The sequence below is a fragment of the Promicromonospora sp. Populi genome (assembly GCF_041081105.1).
Classification (GTDB): Bacteria; Actinomycetota; Actinomycetes; order Actinomycetales; family Cellulomonadaceae; genus Promicromonospora.
This window is the reverse complement of sequence record NZ_CP163528.1, coordinates 3,995,519-4,016,999: the sequence shown is the minus strand read 5'-3', so window position 1 is coordinate 4,016,999 and position 21,481 is coordinate 3,995,519. Positions and strand designations below refer to the sequence as shown.

Sequence of the window (21,481 nt, the reverse complement as noted above, 5' to 3'; positions counted from 1 at the left end):
TCCAATTTCTACTCACGGATCTGCTCACGGATCTCCTGACTCACCGACCCGCGGCCCGGCCCGCGCGGACGCCCGAGCCTGGCCCAGCGCACCGAACGCACCACCCGGACCCGACGCCGCCCGCGTCACCACGACCCGCACAACACCCGCGCCGAGCACTCCGCACGACTCGATCTCGGCGCGATTGCGCGCCACGGCGGCACCCGCGGTGCCGCACGGATCAAAGCCGTCTCGCAAGGCGGCCGCCCCGGCTAGCGCGCCGAGGTCCGCCGCCGACTGCGCCGCACCCCGCGTGTTCTGCGCAGCGCCAAGGGCCGCGATCCCCACCGCGAGCAGCAGGACCGCAGCGACGATCCCGAGAATCAGCACTGTGCCTGAGCCGCGCTCGTCGTCGCACCGCCCGTTGTCACGCCCGGATCTCATGGCTCCACCCACGCCGACGCCGTACCCGTGGCCCGCAACGGCCCGGACCACCAGCCACCCGCTACCGGTCGCGTGACCGTCACCCGCACCCACTCGCCCTCGCGCGCGAGCGACATCTCTGCCTCGGGCCCGCCGACCCGCGCCACGGCGGCGCTCACCGACGGCTCCTGTTCTCCGATCGCCACCGCTCGTGCCCCCGCGCGGGCCGCGTCCAGGGCGCGCATCTGCGCCGTGGACGCGGCCGCGAGGGTGAGCACGGCCACCAGGACAAGAACCACTACGGGCAGGCCGATGGCCAGCTCCGCGGTGACCGTGCCCCGCTCCGGCTCACGTTCCGCCATGGTCAGCCGACCGAGAGCGCCGAATGGATCAGCGACTTGAGCATCGCGCTCACGTCACCACCCTTGAGAATCAGCGTCAGCGCGCCCGCGAAGGCAGCCGCGCCGAGTGTGACGATCGCGTACTCGGCGGTAGCCAGGCCCCGCTCCGACGTACGCTCGTCGACCTCCGTCCGCGACCGGTCCTCCGGTTCTGGGCAGGCCACCGCCGTCGTCTTGGTCATGTCTCCTCCTTCTCCGCCCGTGTCCGGGCATCCGGGCCCGCGCACGGGCCACCTGTTACGACCCGCCGCAGCGGGCCCCGCCCGCGATTCGGCGGACGGCGTCGGCGCGCGAACGCGCCGAAGTCCTCGTTCCTGCCGGCTCAGCCCGCCGGCTCAGCCCGCCAGCTCAGCCCGCCAGCAGGTCGATCCCCAGCGCCAGCAGCACCGGAACTAGTCCCACCAGCACAAACGCCGGCAGATAGCACGCGCCGAGCGGAAGCACGAGCTGCACGCCGAGCCGAGCGGCGGCGGTCCGTGCCGCAGACCTGCGCTCGTGCCGCACCTCTTCGCCGGCGGCCCGGAGCGCCTCCCCCGGTGCGGCGCCGTCCACCCAGGCGCCGCGCAGCGCGCGGACCATCGGGTCGAGCGTCACGGGTGCGTGGGTCCAGGCCCGTTCCCACGTGGCGCCAAGCACCAGGGCGTGTGCAGCCCGGGCGAGCGCCTCGCCGTCCGGTTCTCCGACGGCGGCGCCGGTCGCCTCCAGCGCTCGCGGCAACCCGGCCCCGGACCGGAGCGCAGCGCCAACGAGCTCCAGCACGACCGGTACGCCCACACCGGGCTGATCCACCCCGCGGGCGACGGACACCAGCCGATCCGACCAGACGCGCCCGGCCACGAGCAGCAGCAGTCCGGCACCCACCGCCACGGTGCCGACGCCACCGTCCACGGCCGTGGCCAACGGGTCGGCGCCGAGCGTCCAGCCGAGGAACCCGCCGGCGATGGGCAACCACATGAGCAGCCGCGCGGTGGTCCGAGGGCCGGCCAGGGCCGCATCCCGCTCGGCTTTCGACTCGGCCTCCGCGACGAGCGTTCCAGCGACCTGCTCCAGCACTCGCCCGAGCGGTGCGCCGACGTCGAGCGCGAGCCGGGTCGCCGCGACCACGGCTTGCGCGTGCCGGACGCCGAGCAGCCGGGCGAGCGCATCGCCGTCGGGCACACCCATGAGGTCAACGCCCACGCCGACCGCACGCGACCACGATGCCCCGGGTGACGACCCGGCCTTGAGCAGCGCGACGACCTGCAGCACGACCACCCGGACGTCGCTGCCCGGGCCTCGCTCGGCCCGGGGCCTGCGGCCCAGCCACGGTCCGCGGACTGGCCGGATCGTGAAGGTCACCGGCTCGGTGCCAGGACCGGCACCTGCGCCGGGACCGTGTCCCTGACCGGCCTCGGCCAGCACCTCACCGAGCCGGCGTCCGCCGCGCGCCAGCACCAGCCTGACACCGACGGCGACAAGCAGGCCGACGCCGAGCGACTCCGCGACCCTCACCACGGCCCGTACCTGCCGACCAGCTCGCCCCACGCATCCGGTTCGATCTCGCAACCACCGCTCCCGCTCCAGCGCGCGGCGGTCCGCACCCCCAGCTCTCCCCCTGGTGTGCGCCCCACCAGCCCGATCTCGGCCAGGTACCGGGCCCCGTGCGAGCGCCGAAGGTGCAGCACCACGTCCAGCGCACCGGCGGCCTGCGCGGCCACCGCCTCTCTGGTCATCCCGGCCAGGCCCGCGAGCGCCTCCAGCCGGGCAGGCACCACGGCGACGGCGTTGGCGTGCAGGGTCGCGAAGCCGCCGTCGTGCCCGGTGTTCATCGCCATGAGGACCTCACGGACCTCCGCGCCCCGGCACTCGCCGAGGACTATCCGATCGGGTCGCATACGCAGCGCGTTGCGCACGAGGTCGGCGAGGTCCACCGCGCCGACGCCCTCGACGTTCGCGCGCCGGGCGGCGAGGTGCACCACGTGCGGGTGCGCGGGTCGTAGCTCGCGTGCCTCCTCGACCGTCACGACGCGTTCGTCGTCGGGCACCAGCGAGAGCAGAGTGGCGAGCAGCGTCGTCTTGCCGGTGCCCGTGCCGCCGCTGACCAGCACGTTTGCCCGCCGCAGCACGAGCGCCCGCAGCAGGCCCGCCCATTGGCGGGGCAGGGCACCGCTGGCCACGAGCTCCTCCACCGTGAACGCGCGGGTGCGCAGCACCCGCAGCGAGATCACTGCCCCGGCCTCGGCGAGCGGCTCCAGGATCGCGTGCAGCCGGGTGCCGTCGGGCAGGCGGGCATCCACGGTCGGGCACGCGTCGTCGAGGCGCTGCCCGCCGAGCGCGGCCAGCCGGACCGCGAGCGTCCGCGCCTCCGCGGCTGTTCCCAGGTCGACCCGGGTCCGCTCCAGCCCCGTACCGCGGTCGATCCATACCTCGCGCGGGCCGTTCACGAGCACGTCCGTCACCTCAGGCGTGTCGAGCAGCGCCTGGAGCGGTCCGGCCCCGGTGAGGGCGGCCCGGGCCGCCCGCTCCAGGTCGCGGAGCGCATCGGACCCGAGCACGCGTCCGGAGTCCCGCACGGCGTCCCGGACGGCGGCATCCGCGCCGGTGCGACCGGTCGCGAGCCGCACGCGGACGTCGTCGAGCAGGGCAGGGTCGAGCAGGGCAGGGTCGAGCAGGGCAGGGTCGAGCAGAGCGGGATCGACGGCGGGCGCGCTCACAGGGCACCCGCGACCTCGGCCGCGAACCGGCCAAGGGTGGTCCGGTGGGACATCGCCGGGCCCTCGCCCCGCTCGATGGCGCGCGCGAGCCCGGCATCCCGGCCCATGGCCGCAGCAACCGGCAGCCCGAGCGCGGCGGCGACGTCGTCCTCGTCGACCGACCCTGGAGCCGGGCCACGCACCACTATCCGCACGTCAGGTGCGCCCGCACCGCGCAAGGCGTCACGGACCCGTCGTGCGCCGACCGTCGCCGGCAGGGTCAGCGGCACCACGAGCAGCACCGTGTCGCAGCCCGCCAGCAGGGTGCGTACCGCCAGGCCGTCGCTGCCCGGCGCCTCGGCGGCGACGCCGGTGCCGCGACGCGTGGCGGTCCCCCAGCAGCCCGGCCGCGGGAGGTCGAGCACCAGGGTCTCGCCGGCCCGCACGAGCCCGCGGCAGACGTCGAGCACCACGTCGTCGTCCGGCGGAGCGCCGGACGCCGTGCCGCTCAGCACCGGCACCGCGCCCCAGCGCGGCAACGCGGCGACCACCCCGACCCCGTCAACCTCGCCGCGCGCCTCGACCAGGTCCGGCCAGCGGGCGCCGCGCCCGCCGTCGGACCCGAGGAGCAGATCCGTGCCCGGTGCGAACGCATCGAGGTCGACGAGCGTGGCGCGCTCGCCGCTCCGGCGCAGGCCATGGGCCACGCACGCGGCGACGACGGACGTACCGGCTCCCCCGCAGGCGCCGATCACGCCGATCACCCGCCCGGGCCCCACACCACTCGCTGTGCTGACCATCGCCGCCTCCTTAGCCCGGGCCGCCCCGGGCTTCCGCCGGGCACACCGCCCGGCCCTCGCTCCGGGCTGACTGCCCGGTCCGGAATCAGGTTGGACGCTCGGCACCGGCCCGCGGAGCCCGCAGCGGCGCACCTGTGCACAGATCGGGGAATGTCGTGCCTGTGGTCAGGCTCGGTGGCCCGTACCGCCGTCGACAGGGTCTGCCGTCCGTGCGGACGAGTTTCATTCGAGTCGTGGGACACCACCGCGAGAACCCACCAGCGGCGGGCTGCCCCGTTAGGCTCATCGGGTGACCGAGCAGGTTCCCCAGACCGCCACCCGACCGTTGTCGCGCGCCCCGCGAACGGCCGCGTTCTTCGACCTCGACAAGACGATCATCGCCACCAGCTCTTCGGCGGCTTTCTCCAAGCCGTTCCTCGCTGGCGGGCTGCTGTCGCACGCCGACGTGCTGCGCAGCGCCTACGCCCATTTCGTCTTCATGATCGGCAATGCCGACGCCGACCAGACGGAACGGATGCGCGCGCACCTGTCGTCGCTCGTCACGGGCTGGGACGTGGAAAAGGTCCGGCGAATCGTGACGCAGACGGTGCACGAGCTCATCGACCCCTATGTCTACGCGGAGGCGGTCGAGCTCATCGACGAGCATCACGCCGCCGGCCGCGACGTGGTTGTGGTCTCGGCGTCGGCCGCAGTGCTGGTGGAACCGATCGCCGCCGTGCTCGGCGCGGACCACGTGCTCTCCACGCAGATGTCGGTCCAGGACGGCCGGTTCACCGGCAAGATCGACTTCTACAACTACGGCGACAACAAGGCAGTAGGTATGCGCCGGCTGGCGGCGCGTGAGGGCTATGACCTCGCACTGAGCTTTGCCTACTCCGACTCCATCACGGACGCCCCGATGCTGGCGGCGGTCGGCAACTCCTACGTGGTCAACCCGGACCGTGCTCTGAAGCGACGGGCCGCGCAGTCGGGCTGGGGCGTCCTCGCCTTCACGCGACCGATCGCCCTCCGGCCGCGCATCGAGCCCATCCCGGTCATCGCGGTGGTCGGGGCCATAGCGGTGGGTGTCACGGTCTGGCTGGTCTGGCGCGCTGCCCGACGCCGTGCCCGGCGCCGCTGAGGTCGACCGAACCGCCACATCAGGTCAAGTCTTGGCAAGGCCGAATGTTTCCCAGCCAATTGGTCTCATGACAGGAATTGGCAATTGTGAAGATCACTGCGTTCAGGTTGCTTTTGTTTGCAGAAGGCAGTGTGATTGTGTTCACAGCAAGAATTCAGGGCGGAAGGGACCGTGCCCTGGGGTTGTGAAGGCCTAGGCCGGATCGACAGCGAGCGACGTTGCACGGTCACCCCGCCAGCTGGTGAGAGCGGAACCCGGCTTGAGGATGCTCCCGGATTCCGTACTCGCAGGTCGAGATCTCGCCACCGCAGTGGCCGGGCCCTCGCTCTTCCGAATCAAGATCGGATGGCGCGAGGAGCCCGGCCGCACGGCGAATCGTTTCGCGGAATGCACGCCGGGCGGAAAAGAATCACCGCGCCCCACATTCCCCGGGCTTGAAACACCATCGGCCGTGAATCCGCCGGCCACCATCGCAAGTCATCGCCTGCAGGTCATCGCCACCTGGCACGCGAGTACTGCGGCTGTGTCCCCACTCCGGAATCCACGGGCTGAGTGCCGATCTGCTCGCCCAGCGTGTGCGCCGCGCGCAAGGGCCAGTACGGGTCGCGCAGCGCCTCGCGGCCGAGCAGGACAGCGTCCGCCGAACCCTCCACGAGGACCTGCTCGGCCTGCGCCGGCTCGCTGATGAGCCCGACCGCGCTCACCGGCAGCCCGGACACGTCACGCACCCGACGCGCGTACGGCACCTGGTAACCAGGCCCGACGGCGATCTTCGCCGGTGCCAAGCCGCCCGTCGAGACGTCGATCAGGTCTGCGCCGAGCGCACCGAGGCGGCCGGCGACCGCGGCGACTTCGTCCACCCCTAGGCCTTCGGGGAGCCAGTCGGTCGCGGAGAGCCGCACCAGCACGGGCAGCTCGTCCGGCCATGCTGCCCGCACCGCCGCCACCGTCTCCTCGACCAGCCGCGAGCGCCCGTCCGGCGTCGCGCCGTACTCGTCGTCGCGGAAGTTCGCGAGCGGCGACAGGAACTGGTGCAGCAGGTAGCCGTGCGCGGCGTGGATCTCGACCGCGTCGAACCCGGCCTCGCGTGCCCGGCGCGCTGCCGCCGCGAACTGCTCGGGAACGTCCGCCACCTGCGCGGGCGTCATCTCGGCCGGGCTGTCGAATCCCGGGTACGGCGAGGCCGACGGGCCAAGGGTGAGCCAGCCGCCGTCGGACACCGGGACCGTGCCGTGCACGGGCGACCACGGGCGGAAGGTGGACGCCTTGCGCCCCGCGTGGGCGAGCTGGATGCCGATGCGCGCCCCGCGCTCGTGCACGAAGTCGACGATGCGCTTCCATGCGGCGGTCTGGTCGTCGTTCCAGAGGCCCGTGTCCTGCAGGGAGATCCGTCCCTCGGGCACGACGGCGGTGGCCTCGGTCAGGACGAGCCCGAAACCGCCCGCGGCGCGTGCTCCGAGATGGACCAGGTGCCAGTCGTTCGGGACGCCGTCGACCGCGGAGTACTCGCACATCGGCGACAGCCACGCGCGGTTGGGGACTGCCAGGTCGCGGAGGGCGATCGGTTCGAAGAGAAGGCTCACGTCAGCCCGCAACGTGGTCGATGACCGGGTCATTCCGCGGCGAGAGCCCAGCCGTCTCAGGAGCGGCACCGGATTGTGAGGGGTGTCACCGTCCGGGACTACACTCACCGACCAGAGAGAACGTCATGGCAGGCCCATGTACTTGCCCGAACGATCGCGAAGACGCGCACCGGAGGTCACCGTGACAGACACCAACCCGACGTCGGACCCGGCAGCCGGCCCCAGCCTCGAGAATCTTCTGCACGAGACCCGGAGCTTTCCGCCCAGTGCGGAGTTCGCGGCTCAGGCGAACGCGGGGGCCGACCTGTACGAGAAGGCTGCTGCCAACCGCCCCGAGTTCTGGGCCGAGCAGGCTCGAGAGCTCGTGACCTGGAAGACCCCGTTCACGGAGACGCTCGACTGGAGCGGCGCTCCGGTCGCCCGCTGGTTCGCGGACGGCACGCTGAACGCCGCGTACAACGCGGTGGACCGGCACGTCGAGGCCGGCAACGGGGACCGGGTGGCCATCCACTTCGAGGGCGAGCCGGGCGACACCCGCACGGTGACGTACGCGGACCTGCAGCAGGAGGTGTCCCGCGCGGCGAACGCCCTGACCGCGCTGGGGGTCGGTACCGGTGATCGCGTGGTCATCTACCTGCCGATGCTCGTCGAGTCCGTGGTCGCCATGCTGGCCTGTGCCCGGATCGGCGCCCCGCACTCCGTGGTCTTCGGCGGCTTCTCCGCCGACGCCCTGCGCAGCCGGATCGCCGACGCCGAGGCCAAGCTCGTGATCACCGCCGACGGCGGGTACCGCCGTGGCGCGCCGTCGGCCCTCAAGCCCGCCGTCGACGAGGCGCTCGCCCCCAAGGAGGGCGCCGAGGCGACGACCGTGCAGAAGGTGCTGGTCGTGCGGCGCACCGAGCAGGACGTGGAGTGGATCGAGGGCCGCGACGTCTGGTGGCACGAGGCCCTTGCTGCCGCGTCGGACCAGCACGAGCCGGTCGCCGTCGAGGCGGAGCACCCGCTGTTCATCCTGTACACGAGCGGCACCACCGGGAAGCCGAAGGGCATCCTGCACACCACCGGCGGGTACCTCACGCAGGCGGCGTTCACGCACAAGAACGTCTTCGACCTGAAGCCGGAGACCGACGTCTACTGGTGCACCGCCGACGTCGGCTGGGTCACCGGTCACTCCTACGTGGTCTACGGGCCGCTCGTGAACGGCGCGACGCAGGTCATCTACGAGGGCACACCCGACACCCCGCACCGCGGCCGCTGGTGGGAGCTCATCGAGAAGTACAAGGTCTCCATCCTGTACACGGCGCCCACCGCGATCCGCACGTGCATGAAGTGGGGCGACGAGATCCCCGGCGGGTTCGACCTCTCCTCCCTGCGGGTGCTCGGCTCGGTGGGTGAGCCCATCAACCCGGAGGCGTGGATGTGGTACCGCCGGGTCATCGGCGGCGACCGCACCCCGATCGTCGACACGTGGTGGCAGACCGAGACCGGCGCGATCATGATCAGCCCGCTCCCGGGCGTCACCGCGGCAAAGCCCGGTTCGGCGCAGGTCCCGCTGCCGGGCATCGCGGCGACCGTCGTCGACGACGAGGCGAAGCCCGTGCCCGACGGCGGTGGCGGCTACCTCGTCCTGTCCGAGCCGTGGCCGTCCATGCTCCGCGGCATCTGGGGCGACCTGGAGCGCTACAAGGAGACGTACTGGTCGCGGTTCGAGGGCCTGTACTTCGCGGGCGACGGCGCCAAGAAGGACGAGGACGGCGACATCTGGCTGCTTGGGCGCGTGGACGACGTCATGAACGTGTCCGGCCACCGCCTGTCCACCACCGAGATCGAGTCGGCCCTGGTGTCGAACCCGATCGTGGCGGAGGCCGCCGTTGTCGGCGCTGCTGACGAGACCACCGGCCAGGCAGTCGTTGCGTTCGTGATCCTGCGCGGCAGCCACGCGAGCCGGGCCTCGACGCCGGAGGGCGCCGCCGAGGTGCAGAAGGAGCTGCGCGACCACGTGGGCAAGGAGATCGGCCCCATCGCGAAGCCGAAGAAGATCCTCGTGGTGCCGGAGCTGCCCAAGACCCGGTCCGGCAAGATCATGCGCCGCCTGCTGCGCGACGTCGCCGAGGACCGGAAGGTGGGCGACGCCACGACCCTCGCCGACTCCTCGGTTATGGACCTGATCACGGCGGGCCTCCAGGCCCCGACGGCCGCCTCGGAGGACTGACCCGCTCCCCTCCCGTTGAGTGCTGGCTGTCCGTTGGGTCGACGCACCAGACCCCAGCAGACAGCCGGCACTCGACGAGAGGGGATGGCGGACGGGAGAGGATGAGTCCATGCGCATCGCTGCCCCCATCGAGATCGGCCCGCTCGATACCAACACCCAGCAGGCTGTCCGCGACCTGGCCGCGGCCGCCGAGGCGCACGACGGCGTAGCGCCGCTCTCCGAGCAACCCCTGCTCCACCTGGGCACGGACGCGGAGTGGCTCACGCACGTCGTCGCGCACAGCAAGTTCGGCAGCACGATCGGCTACGTGCAGATCGACCGCTCGGGCGAGACCGCGAGCGCCGAGCTCGTGATCCACCCGGACCACCGCCGCAATGGCCACGGCCGTGTGCTCCTGCGGACCGCGGAGCGCGACGCCACGCTCCCGTCCAGGTCGGGCGAGCCGGGCCAGCACGGCAAGCACCTGCGCGTCTGGGCGCACGGCGACCTGGAGTCCGCCCGCGGGTTCGCCCGGGCGGCGGGTCTCAGCCCGGTGCGCGAGCTTCTCTTCCTCACCCGCCCGCTCGACGCGGCCGCGTCGAGCGACGCAGCAGACTCCCCCCGGCTCCCGGAGGCACCCGCCGGCTACCGCCTGCGCACGTTCCGCCCCGGGGCCGACGACGACGCGTGGCTGCGCGTCAACGCCCGCGCGTTCGCTACCCATCCGGAGCAGGGCCGGATGACGCTCGACGACCTGCGTGCCCGCCAGGGCGAGCCGTGGTTCGACCCGGAGGGCTTCTTCCTCCTGGTTCCCGACGCAGGTCCGGACGCAGGTCCCGAGACAGCTCCCGAGAACAACCCCGACCCCGCCGCGTTCCAGTGGACCAAGACGGAGCCAGGTCAGCCGGACGATGCGCGGGACGGCGAGATCTACGCGCTCGGCGTCGACCCGGACCATCAGGGCAAGGGGCTGGGCCGCCTGATGACCGACGTCGGGCTGGCGCACCTCACCCGCACCGGTGCGGCGCGCGCCGTGCTGTACGTGGAAGGCGACAACGCACCCGCTCTGGCCACGTACGAGCGGGCCGGGTTCACCCGGGCCGCCGTACACGTCCAGTACGCCCGCCCGTGACGAACGCTCTCCGAGCGCGTTACCCGCTGTGTACCGAACGGTGACACCATGAACCACATGAAGGACAGCGCCGCGAACACCTCCGTCAGGACCCGGGACAGGAACGGCCGATTCATGAAGCAGAGCCCCCGCACGGCAACCGCAGAGCCCGTGAACGGCAGGCCTGACGGCGATGGTGATCACGCCGGGAAGCCGCTCGACAAGCCAGTCGAGCAGCCCGCGGCGAAGGCGCCCGCGAGCCCGGTCGAGCAGCCCGCCGAGCACCCGGCCGACGAGCCCGTCGACACCGCCGCGGCAGCCGTCGTCGCGGCGGCGGTCGCGAAGGCCCGGCGAACAGCCCCGGTACAGGACGGCGCGTCGGCGGACGACATCATGGATCCGTACGGCCTGGACGCGAGCCTGGCCGCGCACATCGCCGAGCACATCGCGGAGAGCCCGAGCGGCACCAGCCTGCTCGACCCGCTGCTGGGCGCGGCGCTACCGCTGGACCGGTTCGCGGACCGCGAGCTGAGCTGGCTCGCGTTCAACCAGCGGGTGCTGGAGCTCGCCGAGGACCCGCGGATCCCGCTGCTGGAGCGCGTCCGGTTCCTGGCGATCTTCGCGTCCAACCTGGACGAGTTCTTCATGGTGCGGGTGGCCGGTCTGCAGCGCCGAATCGCCACGGGCATCGCGGTGACGAGCGCGTCCGGCCTCAGCCCGCGCCAGGCGTTGTCCCGTATCTCGGACGAGGCGCACTCCCTCATGGGGCGGCACGCGCGGGTGTTCGAGGACGAGGTGCAGCCCGCGCTGGCCGCCGAGGGCATCACGCTGGTGCACTGGGGTGAGCTGGACACCAAGGAGCAGGAGCGGCTGCACAAGTTCTTCCGCAAGCAGATCTTCCCGGTGCTGACGCCGCTGGCGGTCGACCCGGCCCACCCGTTCCCCTACATCTCGGGGCTGAGCCTGAATCTCGCGGTGGTGGTGGCTAACCCGGCGACGGGCAAGGAACACTTCGCTCGCGTCAAGGTGCCGCCGCTGCTGCCGCGCTTCATCGCCGTGGACGCGTCGGGCAAGCCCCGCCGCCCCGGCACCAAGAAGGCCGACCCGCAGCGCGGACCGCTCTCCTTCGTGCCGCTGGAAGAGGTCATCGCGCAGCACCTCGACTACCTGTTCCCCGGGATGGAGGTGCGGGAGAACCACACGTTCCGCGTCACCCGCAACGAGGACGTGGACGTCGAGGAGGACGACGCCGAGAACCTGCTCCAGGCCATGGAGAAGGAGCTCCTGCGGCGCCGGTTCGGCCCGCCGGTACGCCTGGAGATCGCCAAGGACATCAGCCCCCGCATCCGGGACCTGATCGTCCGGGAGCTGGGGGTCAAGAGCGACGAGGTGTACGAGCTGCCCGCGCTGCTGGACCTCACGGGCCTCAACCTCATCGCGGACCTCGACCTGAGCTCCCTGCACTACCCGCCCTTCGTGCCGTCCACGCACCGGCACCTCGCGGAGGTGGAGAGCTCCAAGCCGACGGACGTCTTCGCCGCGATCCGCCGTCGCGACATCCTGCTGCACCACCCCTACGACAGCTTCTCCACGAGCGTGCAGACGTTCCTGGAGCAGGCCGCGGCCGACCCGAACGTGCTGGCGATCAAGCAGACGCTGTACCGGACGTCGGGCGACTCGCCCATCGTGGACGCGCTGATCGACGCCGCCGAGGCCGGCAAGCAGGTCCTGGCCCTGGTGGAGATCAAGGCGCGGTTCGACGAGGAGGCCAACATCTCCTGGGCGCGCAAGCTCGAGGAGGCGGGCGTGCACGTGGTCTACGGGATCGTGGGCCTCAAGACGCACTGCAAGCTGTCGCTGGTGGTGCGCCAGGAGCCCGACGGTTCGCTGCTGCGCTACTGCCACGTCGGCACGGGCAACTACCACCCCAAGACCGCGCGGTTGTACACGGACCACGGGCTGCTCACCTGCGACCCCGACGTGGGCCAGGACCTGACCCGCCTGTTCAACCAGCTCTCTGGGTACGCCCCGAAGTCGACGTTCCACCGCCTGCTGGTCGCGCCGCGGGCCGTGCGCTCGGGCCTGGTCGAGCGCATCGAGCGCGAGGCGACGGCGGCTCGGGCCGGCCACGAGGCGTGGGTCAAGATGAAGATCAACTCGGTGGTCGACGAGACGGTGATCGACGCCCTGTACCGCGCCTCGCAGGCCGGCGTGCAGGTCGACCTCGTGGTGCGCGGCATCTGCGCCATCCGGGTAGGCATCCCGGGCCTCAGTGAGAACATCCGGGTGCGGTCCATCCTCGGCCGCTTCCTGGAGCACTCGCGGCTCTTCGCGTTCGCCAACTCGGCGGGCCCGGCCATCGCGGAGGGCCCGGAGTCCGGCCCCGAGGTGTTCATCGGCTCCGCTGACCTGATGCACCGCAACCTGGACCGCCGTGTCGAGACGCTCATCCGGATCTCCGACCCCAACCACGTGGGCGAGATCCTCGGCCTCCTGGACGAGTCCATGGCCGACACCACGGCCTCGTGGCACCTCCTGCCGGACGGCCGGTGGGAGCGGCCGTCGTCGGGCCCGGACGGCAACGGCCTCCGCGACCTGCAGGCAGTCCTGATCCAGCGGCAGCGGCGCCGGCTCGAGCCGGTCCGGTGACGAGCAGGCGATCATCGGTGGTGGGCACGGGTACGACGACGGCGGACTCTCCCCCTGCGGGATCGCACACCCCGGTCGTGATGACGGCCGGGGGGCTCGTCTGGCGCCGTCGTGGTGGTGAGCTCCAGGTGCAGCTGGTGCACCGCCCCCGGTACGACGACTGGTCCTGGCCGAAGGGCAAGCTCGAAGCCGGGGAGTCCTTCCAGGGTGCCGCGATCCGCGAGGTCACCGAGGAGACCGGCAAAGAGATCATCCTCGGCCGCCCCCTGCCCGGCCTGCAGTACCTCACGCCCGACGGCCGCGTGAAGCGCGTGCACTACTGGGCGTCCCGCCGCGCCCGCAAGGGACACGACACGGCGGCACTCGCGGCGCGCGCACCGGTGGCTCCGCTCGACCGTGACGAGGTGGACCGGACGGAGTGGCTGGGCGTGGACGAGGCGGCGCGCCGCCTTACCCGGACCTCCGACCGTGCGCCGCTGGACGCCCTGGTCGCCACCGAGGCCGAGGGCCTGCTCGTCACCCGCACGCTCGTCATCGCGCGCCACGGCCGAGCCGTACCGCGCACGGCGTGGCACGGCTCGGAACGCGACCGCCCGCTCACCCCGCTCGGGCACGGGCAGGCGGCGGCGCTGGTCCCGGTGCTGGCGGCCTACGGCGTCGAGCACGTCATCAGCTCCCGGTGGGAGCGGTGCGCCACGACCATCGACCCGTACGTTCGGGCCGCGGGCCTGCGGCCGAGCTACAGCGAATACCTCACCGAGGCGCAGCACGAGCGGCTGCCGTCGCGCGTCGCCGCCACGGTCCGCGAGCTGCTGGAGGAGACCACCGAGTCGTCGGTGCTCTGCACCCACCGCCCGGTCCTGCCCACGGTGCTGGACGTGCTGGGCCAGAGCGCGTCGCGCGCAGTGGCGAACGGTCTGCCTACCCTCGACCCGTTCCTCGAGCCCGGCGAGGTGCTGGTCGCGCACGTCGCCGACCCCCCTTCCGGACCGCGGGTGGTGGCCACCGAGAAGGTGAGTCCGCAGGTCTGGTGACCCTCTCGACCAGCAGAGAGCTGGCCGAGAGGTGGACACACGTTTCATTTCGGCGCACTATCGGTCACCATGAGCAGCGACCAACGACCGCCAAGGCGTCCAGCCATGCTGGACCCCCGGGACGCCGACGCGCTCCCGGGCGAAGTGGACCCTGCCCGGCGCGACGAGGTAGCGCACACGACGGCCCGTGCCCTCGTGGACCGCGCTCGCACCACCGAGGACCCGGCGGTCGTGGAGCGGCTCATCCACCTGGTAGAGAACGAGGGCCTGGACACCGTTGCCGGCCTGTGGGCGGACGCCGCCCCCGTGTCCCTGCCCGGCTCGCTCTGGCGGCTGTACGTGCTGCGTGAGTGGGTGCGCCGCGATATGCCGACCGTCATGCTCAGGTATCGGCTCGGTGTGGAAGCCGCCCCCGTCCAGGAGGCCGTGGCCGGCGTGCCGAGCCCCCCGGAGCCCGGCGACCTGCAGATCCTGGCCGACGCCGTCCTGTCCGGCGTCTTCACCGGCGACCTCGCCGTCGCGCTCGAACGGGCCGGTGCGTTCTGCCGCATCCTGTCGACCGGAGCCGCGTTCGACGCGGACTCCCGCGAGGTCGCGGACCCCACCGGCGCGACCCGGATGACGCGCAGCGCCAGCTCCCTGCTGCGTACCGCTGAGGAGCTGGAACGGGCCGGAGACCTGTGGCGCAGCGGCTCGCTCGAGTAGCTCGGGCCGTGTCAACAGCGCGCCGTCCGCGGACCCTGTGACGTCCGACCCCCTTGGCAGATCCGCGCACGCCATTATGATGGTGCAAGCGACGCCGGGCTGCGGAAGCCCCGGGCTCCATCTCAAGCCGCTTCGAGCGGCCCCGCGCCGAGAGGCGCTCCCGGTTCGGCGTCGCCCATACTTCCCGCTCCCGGCCGACGAAGCCGTCGGCCAAGCGCTGCCCAGGCGCCTGTGCGCTTCGTCACGGGTTACCAAAGTGCAACCTCGCAAATTGGCACTGGTCGGCAACAGCCCTACGCTGAAGCCTGTTCCAGAGCCCTCAGAACGGGAGCCTTCGTGCGCCTTACTCCGCGCGACACAACGTACTTCGATCTTCTTGCCGACCTGGCCCAGCACCTCGTCCGGGGTTCGTCCCTGCTGGCGGAGCTGCTCGGCGCCGACCGGGCCGGCCGGGAGAAGCTCGCCGACGAGATGCACGACGTCGAACATCTCGCCGACGATGCCACGCACTCGATCATGCGCCGCCTCAACCAGACCTTCGTCACGCCATTCGACCGGGAGGACATCTCCGGCCTGGCGTCGGCGCTGGACGACTGCATGGACGAGATGGACGAGGCCGCGGACCTCATCGTCCTGTACAAGGTCGAGGGCCTGCCGGACCGCGTGTCCGAACAGGTCCAGGTGCTCCAGCGGTGCGCGGAGCTGACGGCCGAGGCGATGCCCCGCCTGCGCTCGATGAACAAGCTCGCCGACTACTGGGTCGAGGTGAACCGGCTGGAGAACCAGGCGGACAAGCTGCACCGCAAGCTCATCGCCCAGCTCTTCGACGACCTGGCGAACGACCCGGTCCAGCTCATGAAGCTGAAGGAGATCGTCGAGGTGCTCGAGAACGCCGCGGACAGCTTCGAGAAGGTGGCGAACATGGTCGAGACCATCGCCCTCAAGGAGTCCTGAGTTGGAGGTCGCCCTCGTCGTCCTGGTGGTGGCGCTCGCCCTGAGCTTCGACTACACCAACGGCTTCCACGACGCCGCCAACGCGATAGCCACGTCGGTGTCGACCAGGGCGCTGACCCCGCGCGTCGCACTCCTCATGGCGGCAGTGATGAACTTCGCCGGCGCCCTGCTGGGCACCGAGGTCGCCGAGACCATCGCCACCTCGATCGTCAACCTCTCGGGCGCCGACACGCACGCCGAGCTCACCGTCGTGCTGTGCGCACTGCTCGGCGCGATCACCTGGAACCTCATCACCTGGTGGTTCGGGCTCCCGTCGTCCTCCACGCACGCCCTCATCGGCGGCCTGGTCGGCGCCGGGATCGCGGGCGGCATGAGCGTGTACTGGTCCGCGATCGTGGACAAGGTGGTGCTGCCCATGATCATCTCGCCGCTCGTGGGCTTCGGCCTCGCCTTCGCGGTGATGATCGCCATCATGTGGATCTTCCGGAACGCTGCGCCGGCCAAGGCGCACCGCCGGTTCCGGATCGCGCAGACGGCGTCCGCCGCCGCGATGGCCCTGGGCCACGGCCTGCAGGACGCACAGAAGACGATGGGCGTCATCTACCTGGCGCTGCTGACCGTGGGCTGGGCCAACCCTGCTACCGGCATCCCGCTTTGGGTAAAGCTGTGCGCCGCCGCAGCCATCTCCGCGGGCACCTACTCGGGCGGCTGGCGCATCATGCGCACGCTCGGCCGCAAGATCATCGAGCTCGACCCGGCTCGTGGCTTCGTGGCGGAGTCCGTCTCGGCACTCGTGCTCTACGTCAACGCGTTCGCGCTGCACGCGCCGGTCTCCACGACCCACACGATCACCTCGGCAATCATGGGCGTGGGCGCCACCCGCAGGCTCTCCGCCGTGCGCTGGGGCGTGGCGAAGAACATCGCCGTCGCCTGGGTACTGACCATCCCGGCCGCGGCGCTGGTGGCCGCGCTGGCGACCTGGGCGCTCTGGCCGCTACTGACCTAGCATCGATCGTATGAGCATTTCACCCTCGGCTCCGAACGCCACCGCACGATCCGCCCATCGCAAGGCGACGGCCCTCGCCCTCGCCGCAGCGGTGGGCGGCTTCTTGTTCGGCTTCGACAGCTCCGTGATCAACGGTGCGGTGAATGCCATCGAGGGCCAGTTCGCCCTCGACCCGTCGGTCACCGGCATAGTGGTCGCGATCGCGCTGCTCGGCTGCGCGCTCGGCGCGTGGGCCGGCGGGCGGCTGGCCGATCGCTGGGGCCGCACCAACGTCATGGTGCTCGGCGCCATCCTCTTCTTCGTGTCGTCGATCCTGTCCGCCATCGCGTTCTCCGCCTGGGACCTCGGCATCTGGCGGTTCCTGGCCGGCGTGGGCATCGGCATCGCGTCCGTCATCGCCCCCGCGTACATCGCCGAGATCGCGCCCGCTGCCATGCGCGGCCGGCTCGGCTCGCTGCAGCAGCTCGCCATCACCGTGGGTATCTTCGCCGCGCTGCTCTCGGACCAGATCCTCGCCGAGTCGGCCGGCGGCGCCGCCAACGTGCTGTGGCTCGGGTGGGAGGCGTGGCGCTGGATGTTCATCGTGGCGGTCGTCCCGGCCGCCGTCTACGGGATCCTCGCCCTGCGCATCCCGGAGTCGCCCCGCTATCTCGCCGCCAGGGGTCGCGACGACGAGGCGCGCGCCGTCCTGACGAGCGTGCTCGGTCCCGACGAGGACGTCGACGACCGCCTCGCCCAGATCCACCACAGCATCGCGACCGACGAGGCCAACGCTTCCGCGGGCTCGCTGAGGGGCAGCGCACTGGGCCTCAAGCCGATCGTCTGGGTAGGCATCCTGCTGTCCGTGTTCCAGCAGTTCGTCGGCATCAACGTGATCTTCTACTACTCGACGACGCTCTGGCAGGCCGTCGGGTTCGACGAGAGCCAGGCGTTCCTGGTCTCCACCATCACGTCGATCACCAACGTCGCTGTCACGTTCATCGCCATCGCGCTCATCGACAAGGTGGGCCGGCGCCCGCTCCTGCTCATCGGCTCCGCGGGAATGACCGTCTCGCTGGGCCTCATGGCCATCGCCTTCACCCAGGCCACCGGCTCGGGCAGCGACATCCAGCTCAGCGGGACCTGGGGTGTGGTTGCCCTGATCTGCGCCAACGCGTTCGTCGTCTTCTTCGGCGCCTCGTGGGGCCCGCTCGTCTGGGTGCTGCTCGGCGAGATGTTCCCCAACCGCATCCGGGCCGCCGCTCTCGGGGTCGCCGCGGCCATGCAGTGGATCGCCAACTTCGCGATCACCATGACGTTCCCGCCGATGCTGGCCGCCTTCGGCGCCGCCGTGCCGTACCTGATGTACGCGATCTTCGCGGGCTTGAGCTTCTTCTTCGTGCTCACCAAGGTGCGCGAGACCAGGGGCATGGAGCTGGAGGACATGGGCGAGGGGTCCCGCGCCGCCTGACGCCTCCGCCCGTCCGACAGCCGACGGCGCCGCTCTCACCACCAGGGAGCGGCGCCGTTCTTGTGCGCCCGCCACCGTGTTGTACAGATCACACGGCGGATCTCGAACCGCTCCCCGAAAACGCTTGCATGCGGCAACCATTCCGATATGGTTGCTCTAAGCAATCAAATACGAGGCGTGATGACTACTCCACTGAGCCAGACCACGGCCGGCACCGATGCGCCGGCCGTCGCCCTGATCTCCGCGCTCCAGAGCCTCTCGCGTGCGCAACGGGAGGCGGCTGCCCGGGTCGCCCACGTGCTCGGCTGGCCGCGGTCCGGGATAGCCGTGGTGCACCTGCTCACCAAGTGCGGCCCGGTCTCCCTGACGGACATCGCCAGCCACCTGCGGGTCGACATCTCCGTCGCGAGCCGCCAGGTGAGCACGCTGGTCGACGGCGGATACGTCGTGCGCACGGTCGACGCCGAGGACCGCAGGGTTCGCACCGTCGAGCTGAGCGACGCCGGGCGCGCGCTGGCGGCCGAGGTCCGTGAGCAGTACGCGGACCTGATCGACCGGGCGTTCGCCGCCTGGTCACCCGAGGAGCTAGCCGCAGCGACCCAGCTGCTCGACCGCCTCGTCGACACCATCAATACGGACGCCGCGCTCCGCGATCGCCCCCAGAACCGGCAGGAGCCTGCATGACCAGCCCTAGCACCCAGTCCCTCGTGATCGAGCCCGACCACCTCCAGGGCGAGCCGCCCGCCATGACCCACAGCGAGGTGCTGCGGGCGCTGTCCGGGATCCTGCTCGGCATGTTCGTCTCGGTCCTAGCGATGTCGGTCGTCTCGTCATCGCTGCCGAGGATCATCACCGACCTCGAGGGCAGCCAGTCGTCCTTCACGTGGGTCGTGACCGCCACCCTGCTGACCTCGACGATCTCAACCCCGATCTGGGGCAAGCTCGCGGACATCACCAACCGCAAGACGCTGATCCAGATCGCCCTGGTCATCTCCGTGCTGTCGGCCGCGGCCGCCGGGTTCTCGCAGGACGTCGGCCAGCTCATCACGTTCCGCGCCTTCCAGGGCATCAGCGCCGGCGGCCTGCAGGCGCTGGCCGCCGTGCTGCTCGCCGACATCATCAGCCCGCGGCAGCGCGGGCGGTACATGGGCCTGATGGGCTCGATCATGGGTGTCGGGATGGTCGGCGGCCCGATCCTGGGCGGCTTCCTCACGGACGCCCTCAACTGGCGCTGGAACTTCTTCGTCGGTCTGCCGTTCGCGGTGGCCTCGATCATCGTGCTGCAGATGACGCTCAAGCTCCCGAAGCGCCCGCGCAGCTCCGCGAAGATCGACGTCATCGGCGCCACGCTGATCTCGGCCGGTATCGCGACCCTGCTGCTGTGGATCACCTTCGCGGGCACCGAGTACGACTGGCTCTCCTGGCAGACGGCGGTCATGGTCGGCGGCTCGCTAGCAGTCCTCGCGATCGCGGTGCTCGTCGAGCTACGGGTGAAGAACCCGCTCATCCCGATGTACCTGTTCAAGAACCGGACCCTGGTGCTCGCCGTCATCGGCTCGGTCGCCGTGGGTGTTGCGATGTTCGGCTCGTCGGTGTTCCTCAGCCAGTACATGCAGCTCTCGCGTGGCATGACTCCCACGGAGTCCGGCCTGTACACCATCCCGATGGTCGTCGGCCTGTTCCTGTCGTCCTCGGTCGCCGGGCAGCTGATCTCCAAGACCGGTCGGTACAAGCCGTACATGGTCGTCGGCGGTGTGCTCCTGACCGGGGGCCTGCTGCTCCTCTCCACGCTCGACTACCAGACGTCGTTCGTGCTTGTGTCGATCTACCTGTTCGTCCTGGGCGCCGGCGTCGGCATGCTGATGCAGAACATGGTGCTGGCCACGCAGAACACCCTGGACATCAAGGACTCGGGCTCGGGCACGTCCACCGTGGCGTTCTTCCGGTCGCTCGGTGGCGCGATCGGCGTCTCCGCACTCGGCGCCATCCTCGGGCACCGCGTGCAGGTCGGGCTGACGGACGGCATCACGGCCGCCGCCCCGCAGCTCGCCGAGCAGGGGATCGACCCGTCCGCGCTCCAGTCCGCAGGCGGCACGCTGCCCGACCTCACGACGCTCCCGACGCTCCTGGTCGAGGTCGTCGAGAAGGCGTACGCGAACGGCATCGCGGACATCTTCCTCGCGGCGGTCCCCCTCGCCGTGGTGGCCCTGATCTGCGTCTCCCTCATCAAGGAGGTGCCGCTGGGGAACCGGTCGGGCATCGACCAGCTCAAGGACCTCGAGACCGCAGAGGTCTGACCGCCCCGCGGGCCGCTACCCCTGTCACGGGGGATTTGTGGCCCGCGGGCTGTGCTGGGTGCGCCAGACACGTCATCATGGGCGCATGGTCCCGAATACAGACAGGTCCAGCACGGACACGTCGGTCGGTCGTGTCGCTGTAGGCAAGGACGCCGACGACGACACGGCCGAAGACAACGCGCCCGAGCAGGGGCCGTTCGAGGGCCTGGAACGCGAGCTACGGCTGGTGATCCGCCGCGCACAGTCCAACGGTGCGTCGATCGCCCGGCGGGTCCACCCCGAGCTCGACGCGAGCGCCTACCCGCTCCTGGCGCACATCGCGGAGCGGCCCGGCGCGCGCGGCTCGGACCTCGCGACGTTCTTCGGCGTCGGACGAGCCACGGTCTCGCGGCAGCTCAGCCGGCTGTTCGAGCTCGGCCTCGTCGAGCGCACGGTCGACCCCGACGACAGCCGCGGTCAGCGGATCACCCTGACCCCGGACGGCGCGGCTCGCTTCGAGCGGGCGCGCACCCGCCGGCTCGCCATGCTGGAGGGCGCGCTGGCCACCTGGGAGACCGAAGACGTCGCCCAGCTGGCCCAGCTCCTGAACCGCTACTCGGCCGACATCGTGGCGTGGAAGCAGAGCGGTCGCTGAACCGCTCTGCCTCTGGTCAGCTCTCCTCGAGCTCAGCTCTCCTCGAACGTGAGGCTCACCGAGTTCATGCAGAACCGGTCACCGGTCGGGGTCTGCGGCGCGTCGTCGAAGACGTGCCCCAGGTGGGAACCGCAGGTCGCGCAGCGCACCTCGGTGCGCAGCATGCCGAGCGAACGGTCCTCGATCAGCTCGACCGAGTCCCCCGCGAGCGGGCTGTAGAACGACGGCCAGCCGCAGTGCGAGTCGAACTTGGTGTCCGACCGGAACAGCTCGGCGGAACACGCGCGACACCGGTAGACGCCGGTGCGCTTCTCGTCGAGCAGCTCACCCGTCCACGCCCGCTCCGTGCCTGCCTTTCGCAGCACCGCGTACTCGTCGGACGAGAGCTGCTCGCGCCACTCCTGGTCGGACTTCGAAATCTTGTAGGTCATGTCGACACCTCCGCGCAGTGCAACTCCCGGTCAGAGCACGC

General features: G+C 71.2%; 20 protein-coding genes. 12 read left to right on the top strand and 8 right to left on the bottom strand.

Annotation, left to right across the window (positions count from 1 at the left end):
• Nucleotides 1–24 precede the first annotated feature (24 nt).
• The 6 genes from AB1046_RS18185 to AB1046_RS18160 all read right to left on the bottom strand — a co-directional run bounded on the left by AB1046_RS18185 (nt 25) and on the right by AB1046_RS18160 (nt 4,275).
• Nucleotides 25–423: an Rv3654c family TadE-like protein gene (locus AB1046_RS18185; RefSeq protein WP_369370696.1), complete on the bottom strand. Its 399-nt coding sequence runs from the start codon at nt 421–423 to the stop codon at nt 25–27.
• Entirely contained in the window at nt 420–764 is a 345-nt protein-coding gene (locus AB1046_RS18180) for a TadE family type IV pilus minor pilin (protein WP_369370695.1), read from the bottom strand. The genes AB1046_RS18185 and AB1046_RS18180 overlap by 4 nt, the downstream gene beginning before the upstream one ends.
• 2 nt (nt 765–766) lie before the next feature.
• Nucleotides 767–985, bottom strand: a complete 219-nt coding sequence (locus AB1046_RS18175; RefSeq protein ID WP_369370694.1) for a DUF4244 domain-containing protein — start codon at nt 983–985, stop codon at nt 767–769.
• A gap of 166 nt (nt 986–1,151) precedes the next feature.
• Nucleotides 1,152–2,297, bottom strand: a complete 1,146-nt coding sequence (locus tag AB1046_RS18170; protein WP_369370693.1) for a type II secretion system F family protein — start codon at nt 2,295–2,297, stop codon at nt 1,152–1,154.
• Entirely contained in the window at nt 2,291–3,496 is a 1,206-nt protein-coding gene (locus AB1046_RS18165) for a TadA family conjugal transfer-associated ATPase (RefSeq protein ID WP_369370692.1), read from the bottom strand. Before AB1046_RS18165 ends, AB1046_RS18170 begins: the two co-directional genes overlap by 7 nt.
• Nucleotides 3,493–4,275, bottom strand: a complete 783-nt coding sequence (locus AB1046_RS18160) for a pilus assembly protein FlpE (protein WP_369370691.1) — start codon at nt 4,273–4,275, stop codon at nt 3,493–3,495. The genes AB1046_RS18165 and AB1046_RS18160 overlap by 4 nt, the downstream gene beginning before the upstream one ends.
• 289 nt (nt 4,276–4,564) lie before the next feature.
• On the opposite strand from AB1046_RS18160, the gene AB1046_RS18155 reads away from it, so the two are divergent.
• Nucleotides 4,565–5,395: an HAD family hydrolase gene (locus AB1046_RS18155; protein ID WP_369370690.1), complete on the top strand. Its 831-nt coding sequence runs from the start codon at nt 4,565–4,567 to the stop codon at nt 5,393–5,395.
• 491 nt (nt 5,396–5,886) lie between these two features.
• Here AB1046_RS18155 and AB1046_RS18150 read toward each other — a convergent pair whose 3' ends face one another.
• The gene (locus tag AB1046_RS18150) at nt 5,887–6,978 is read right to left on the bottom strand and encodes an NADH:flavin oxidoreductase/NADH oxidase (RefSeq protein WP_369370689.1); all 1,092 of its coding nucleotides are present in this window, start codon (nt 6,976–6,978) and stop codon (nt 5,887–5,889) included.
• A gap of 181 nt (nt 6,979–7,159) precedes the next feature.
• Between AB1046_RS18150 and acs the strand changes: the two genes are divergently transcribed.
• The 11 genes from acs (at nt 7,160) to AB1046_RS18095 (ending at nt 21,009) form a co-directional block, all read left to right on the top strand.
• Nucleotides 7,160–9,190, top strand: coding sequence for an acetate--CoA ligase (acs, locus tag AB1046_RS18145; protein ID WP_369370688.1), 2,031 nt, complete (start codon nt 7,160–7,162; stop codon nt 9,188–9,190).
• A 109-nt stretch (nt 9,191–9,299) separates the two neighbouring features.
• Entirely contained in the window at nt 9,300–10,301 is a 1,002-nt protein-coding gene (gene mshD, locus AB1046_RS18140) for a mycothiol synthase (protein ID WP_369370687.1), read from the top strand.
• Between the two features lie 372 nt (nt 10,302–10,673).
• On the top strand, nt 10,674–12,929 hold the full coding sequence (locus tag AB1046_RS18135; protein WP_369375763.1) for an RNA degradosome polyphosphate kinase: 2,256 nt from the start codon (nt 10,674–10,676) through the stop codon (nt 12,927–12,929).
• Nucleotides 12,930–13,009: 80 nt separating this feature from the next.
• Nucleotides 13,010–13,963, top strand: a complete 954-nt coding sequence (locus AB1046_RS18130) for an NUDIX domain-containing protein (RefSeq protein WP_369375762.1) — start codon at nt 13,010–13,012, stop codon at nt 13,961–13,963.
• Nucleotides 13,964–14,068: 105 nt separating this feature from the next.
• On the top strand, nt 14,069–14,668 hold the full coding sequence (locus tag AB1046_RS18125; protein ID WP_369370686.1) for a hypothetical protein: 600 nt from the start codon (nt 14,069–14,071) through the stop codon (nt 14,666–14,668).
• Between the two features lie 336 nt (nt 14,669–15,004).
• Nucleotides 15,005–15,622, top strand: a complete 618-nt coding sequence (locus AB1046_RS18120) for a DUF47 domain-containing protein (protein ID WP_369370685.1) — start codon at nt 15,005–15,007, stop codon at nt 15,620–15,622.
• A 1-nt stretch (nt 15,623) separates the two neighbouring features.
• Nucleotides 15,624–16,628 carry an anion permease gene (locus tag AB1046_RS18115; protein WP_369370684.1) on the top strand — a complete coding sequence of 335 codons (1,005 nt, stop codon included), beginning with the start codon at nt 15,624–15,626 and terminating at the stop codon, nt 16,626–16,628.
• Nucleotides 16,629–16,638: 10 nt separating this feature from the next.
• Nucleotides 16,639–18,078, top strand: a complete 1,440-nt coding sequence (locus AB1046_RS18110; protein ID WP_369370683.1) for a sugar porter family MFS transporter — start codon at nt 16,639–16,641, stop codon at nt 18,076–18,078.
• Between the two features lie 180 nt (nt 18,079–18,258).
• Nucleotides 18,259–18,762 (top strand): MarR family winged helix-turn-helix transcriptional regulator, encoded by a 504-nt coding sequence (locus tag AB1046_RS18105; RefSeq protein WP_369370682.1) that lies wholly within the window; start codon nt 18,259–18,261, stop codon nt 18,760–18,762.
• Complete coding sequence (locus AB1046_RS18100) at nt 18,759–20,375, top strand: DHA2 family efflux MFS transporter permease subunit (protein WP_369370681.1); 1,617 nt, start codon at nt 18,759–18,761, stop codon at nt 20,373–20,375. Before AB1046_RS18105 ends, AB1046_RS18100 begins: the two co-directional genes overlap by 4 nt.
• Nucleotides 20,376–20,460: 85 nt before the next feature.
• The gene (locus tag AB1046_RS18095) at nt 20,461–21,009 is read left to right on the top strand and encodes a MarR family winged helix-turn-helix transcriptional regulator (protein ID WP_369370680.1); all 549 of its coding nucleotides are present in this window, start codon (nt 20,461–20,463) and stop codon (nt 21,007–21,009) included.
• A gap of 32 nt (nt 21,010–21,041) precedes the next feature.
• Here AB1046_RS18095 and msrB read toward each other — a convergent pair whose 3' ends face one another.
• Nucleotides 21,042–21,440, bottom strand: a complete 399-nt coding sequence (gene msrB, locus AB1046_RS18090; RefSeq protein WP_369370679.1) for a peptide-methionine (R)-S-oxide reductase MsrB — start codon at nt 21,438–21,440, stop codon at nt 21,042–21,044.
• Nucleotides 21,441–21,481: the final 41 nt, after the last annotated feature.

Bases quoted from the DNA above. Each gene is read 5' to 3' on its own strand.
- AB1046_RS18095 (WP_369370680.1), top strand. From the start codon at position 20,461: ATGGTCCCGAATACAGACAGGTCCAGCACGGACACGTCGGTCGGTCGT.
- AB1046_RS18110 (WP_369370683.1), top strand. From the start codon at position 16,639: ATGAGCATTTCACCCTCGGCTCCGAACGCCACCGCACGATCCGCCCAT.
- AB1046_RS18180 (WP_369370695.1), bottom strand. From the start codon at position 764: ATGGCGGAACGTGAGCCGGAGCGGGGCACGGTCACCGCGGAGCTGGCC.
- msrB (WP_369370679.1), bottom strand. From the start codon at position 21,440: ATGACCTACAAGATTTCGAAGTCCGACCAGGAGTGGCGCGAGCAGCTC.
- AB1046_RS18160 (WP_369370691.1), bottom strand. From the start codon at position 4,275: ATGGTCAGCACAGCGAGTGGTGTGGGGCCCGGGCGGGTGATCGGCGTG.
- AB1046_RS18130 (WP_369375762.1), top strand. From the start codon at position 13,010: ATGACGGCCGGGGGGCTCGTCTGGCGCCGTCGTGGTGGTGAGCTCCAG.
- AB1046_RS18100 (WP_369370681.1), top strand. From the start codon at position 18,759: ATGACCAGCCCTAGCACCCAGTCCCTCGTGATCGAGCCCGACCACCTC.
- AB1046_RS18135 (WP_369375763.1), top strand. From the start codon at position 10,674: ATGGATCCGTACGGCCTGGACGCGAGCCTGGCCGCGCACATCGCCGAG.
- AB1046_RS18175 (WP_369370694.1), bottom strand. From the start codon at position 985: ATGACCAAGACGACGGCGGTGGCCTGCCCAGAACCGGAGGACCGGTCG.
- mshD (WP_369370687.1), top strand. From the start codon at position 9,300: ATGCGCATCGCTGCCCCCATCGAGATCGGCCCGCTCGATACCAACACC.
- AB1046_RS18105 (WP_369370682.1), top strand. From the start codon at position 18,259: ATGACTACTCCACTGAGCCAGACCACGGCCGGCACCGATGCGCCGGCC.
- AB1046_RS18185 (WP_369370696.1), bottom strand. From the start codon at position 423: ATGAGATCCGGGCGTGACAACGGGCGGTGCGACGACGAGCGCGGCTCA.
- AB1046_RS18125 (WP_369370686.1), top strand. From the start codon at position 14,069: ATGCTGGACCCCCGGGACGCCGACGCGCTCCCGGGCGAAGTGGACCCT.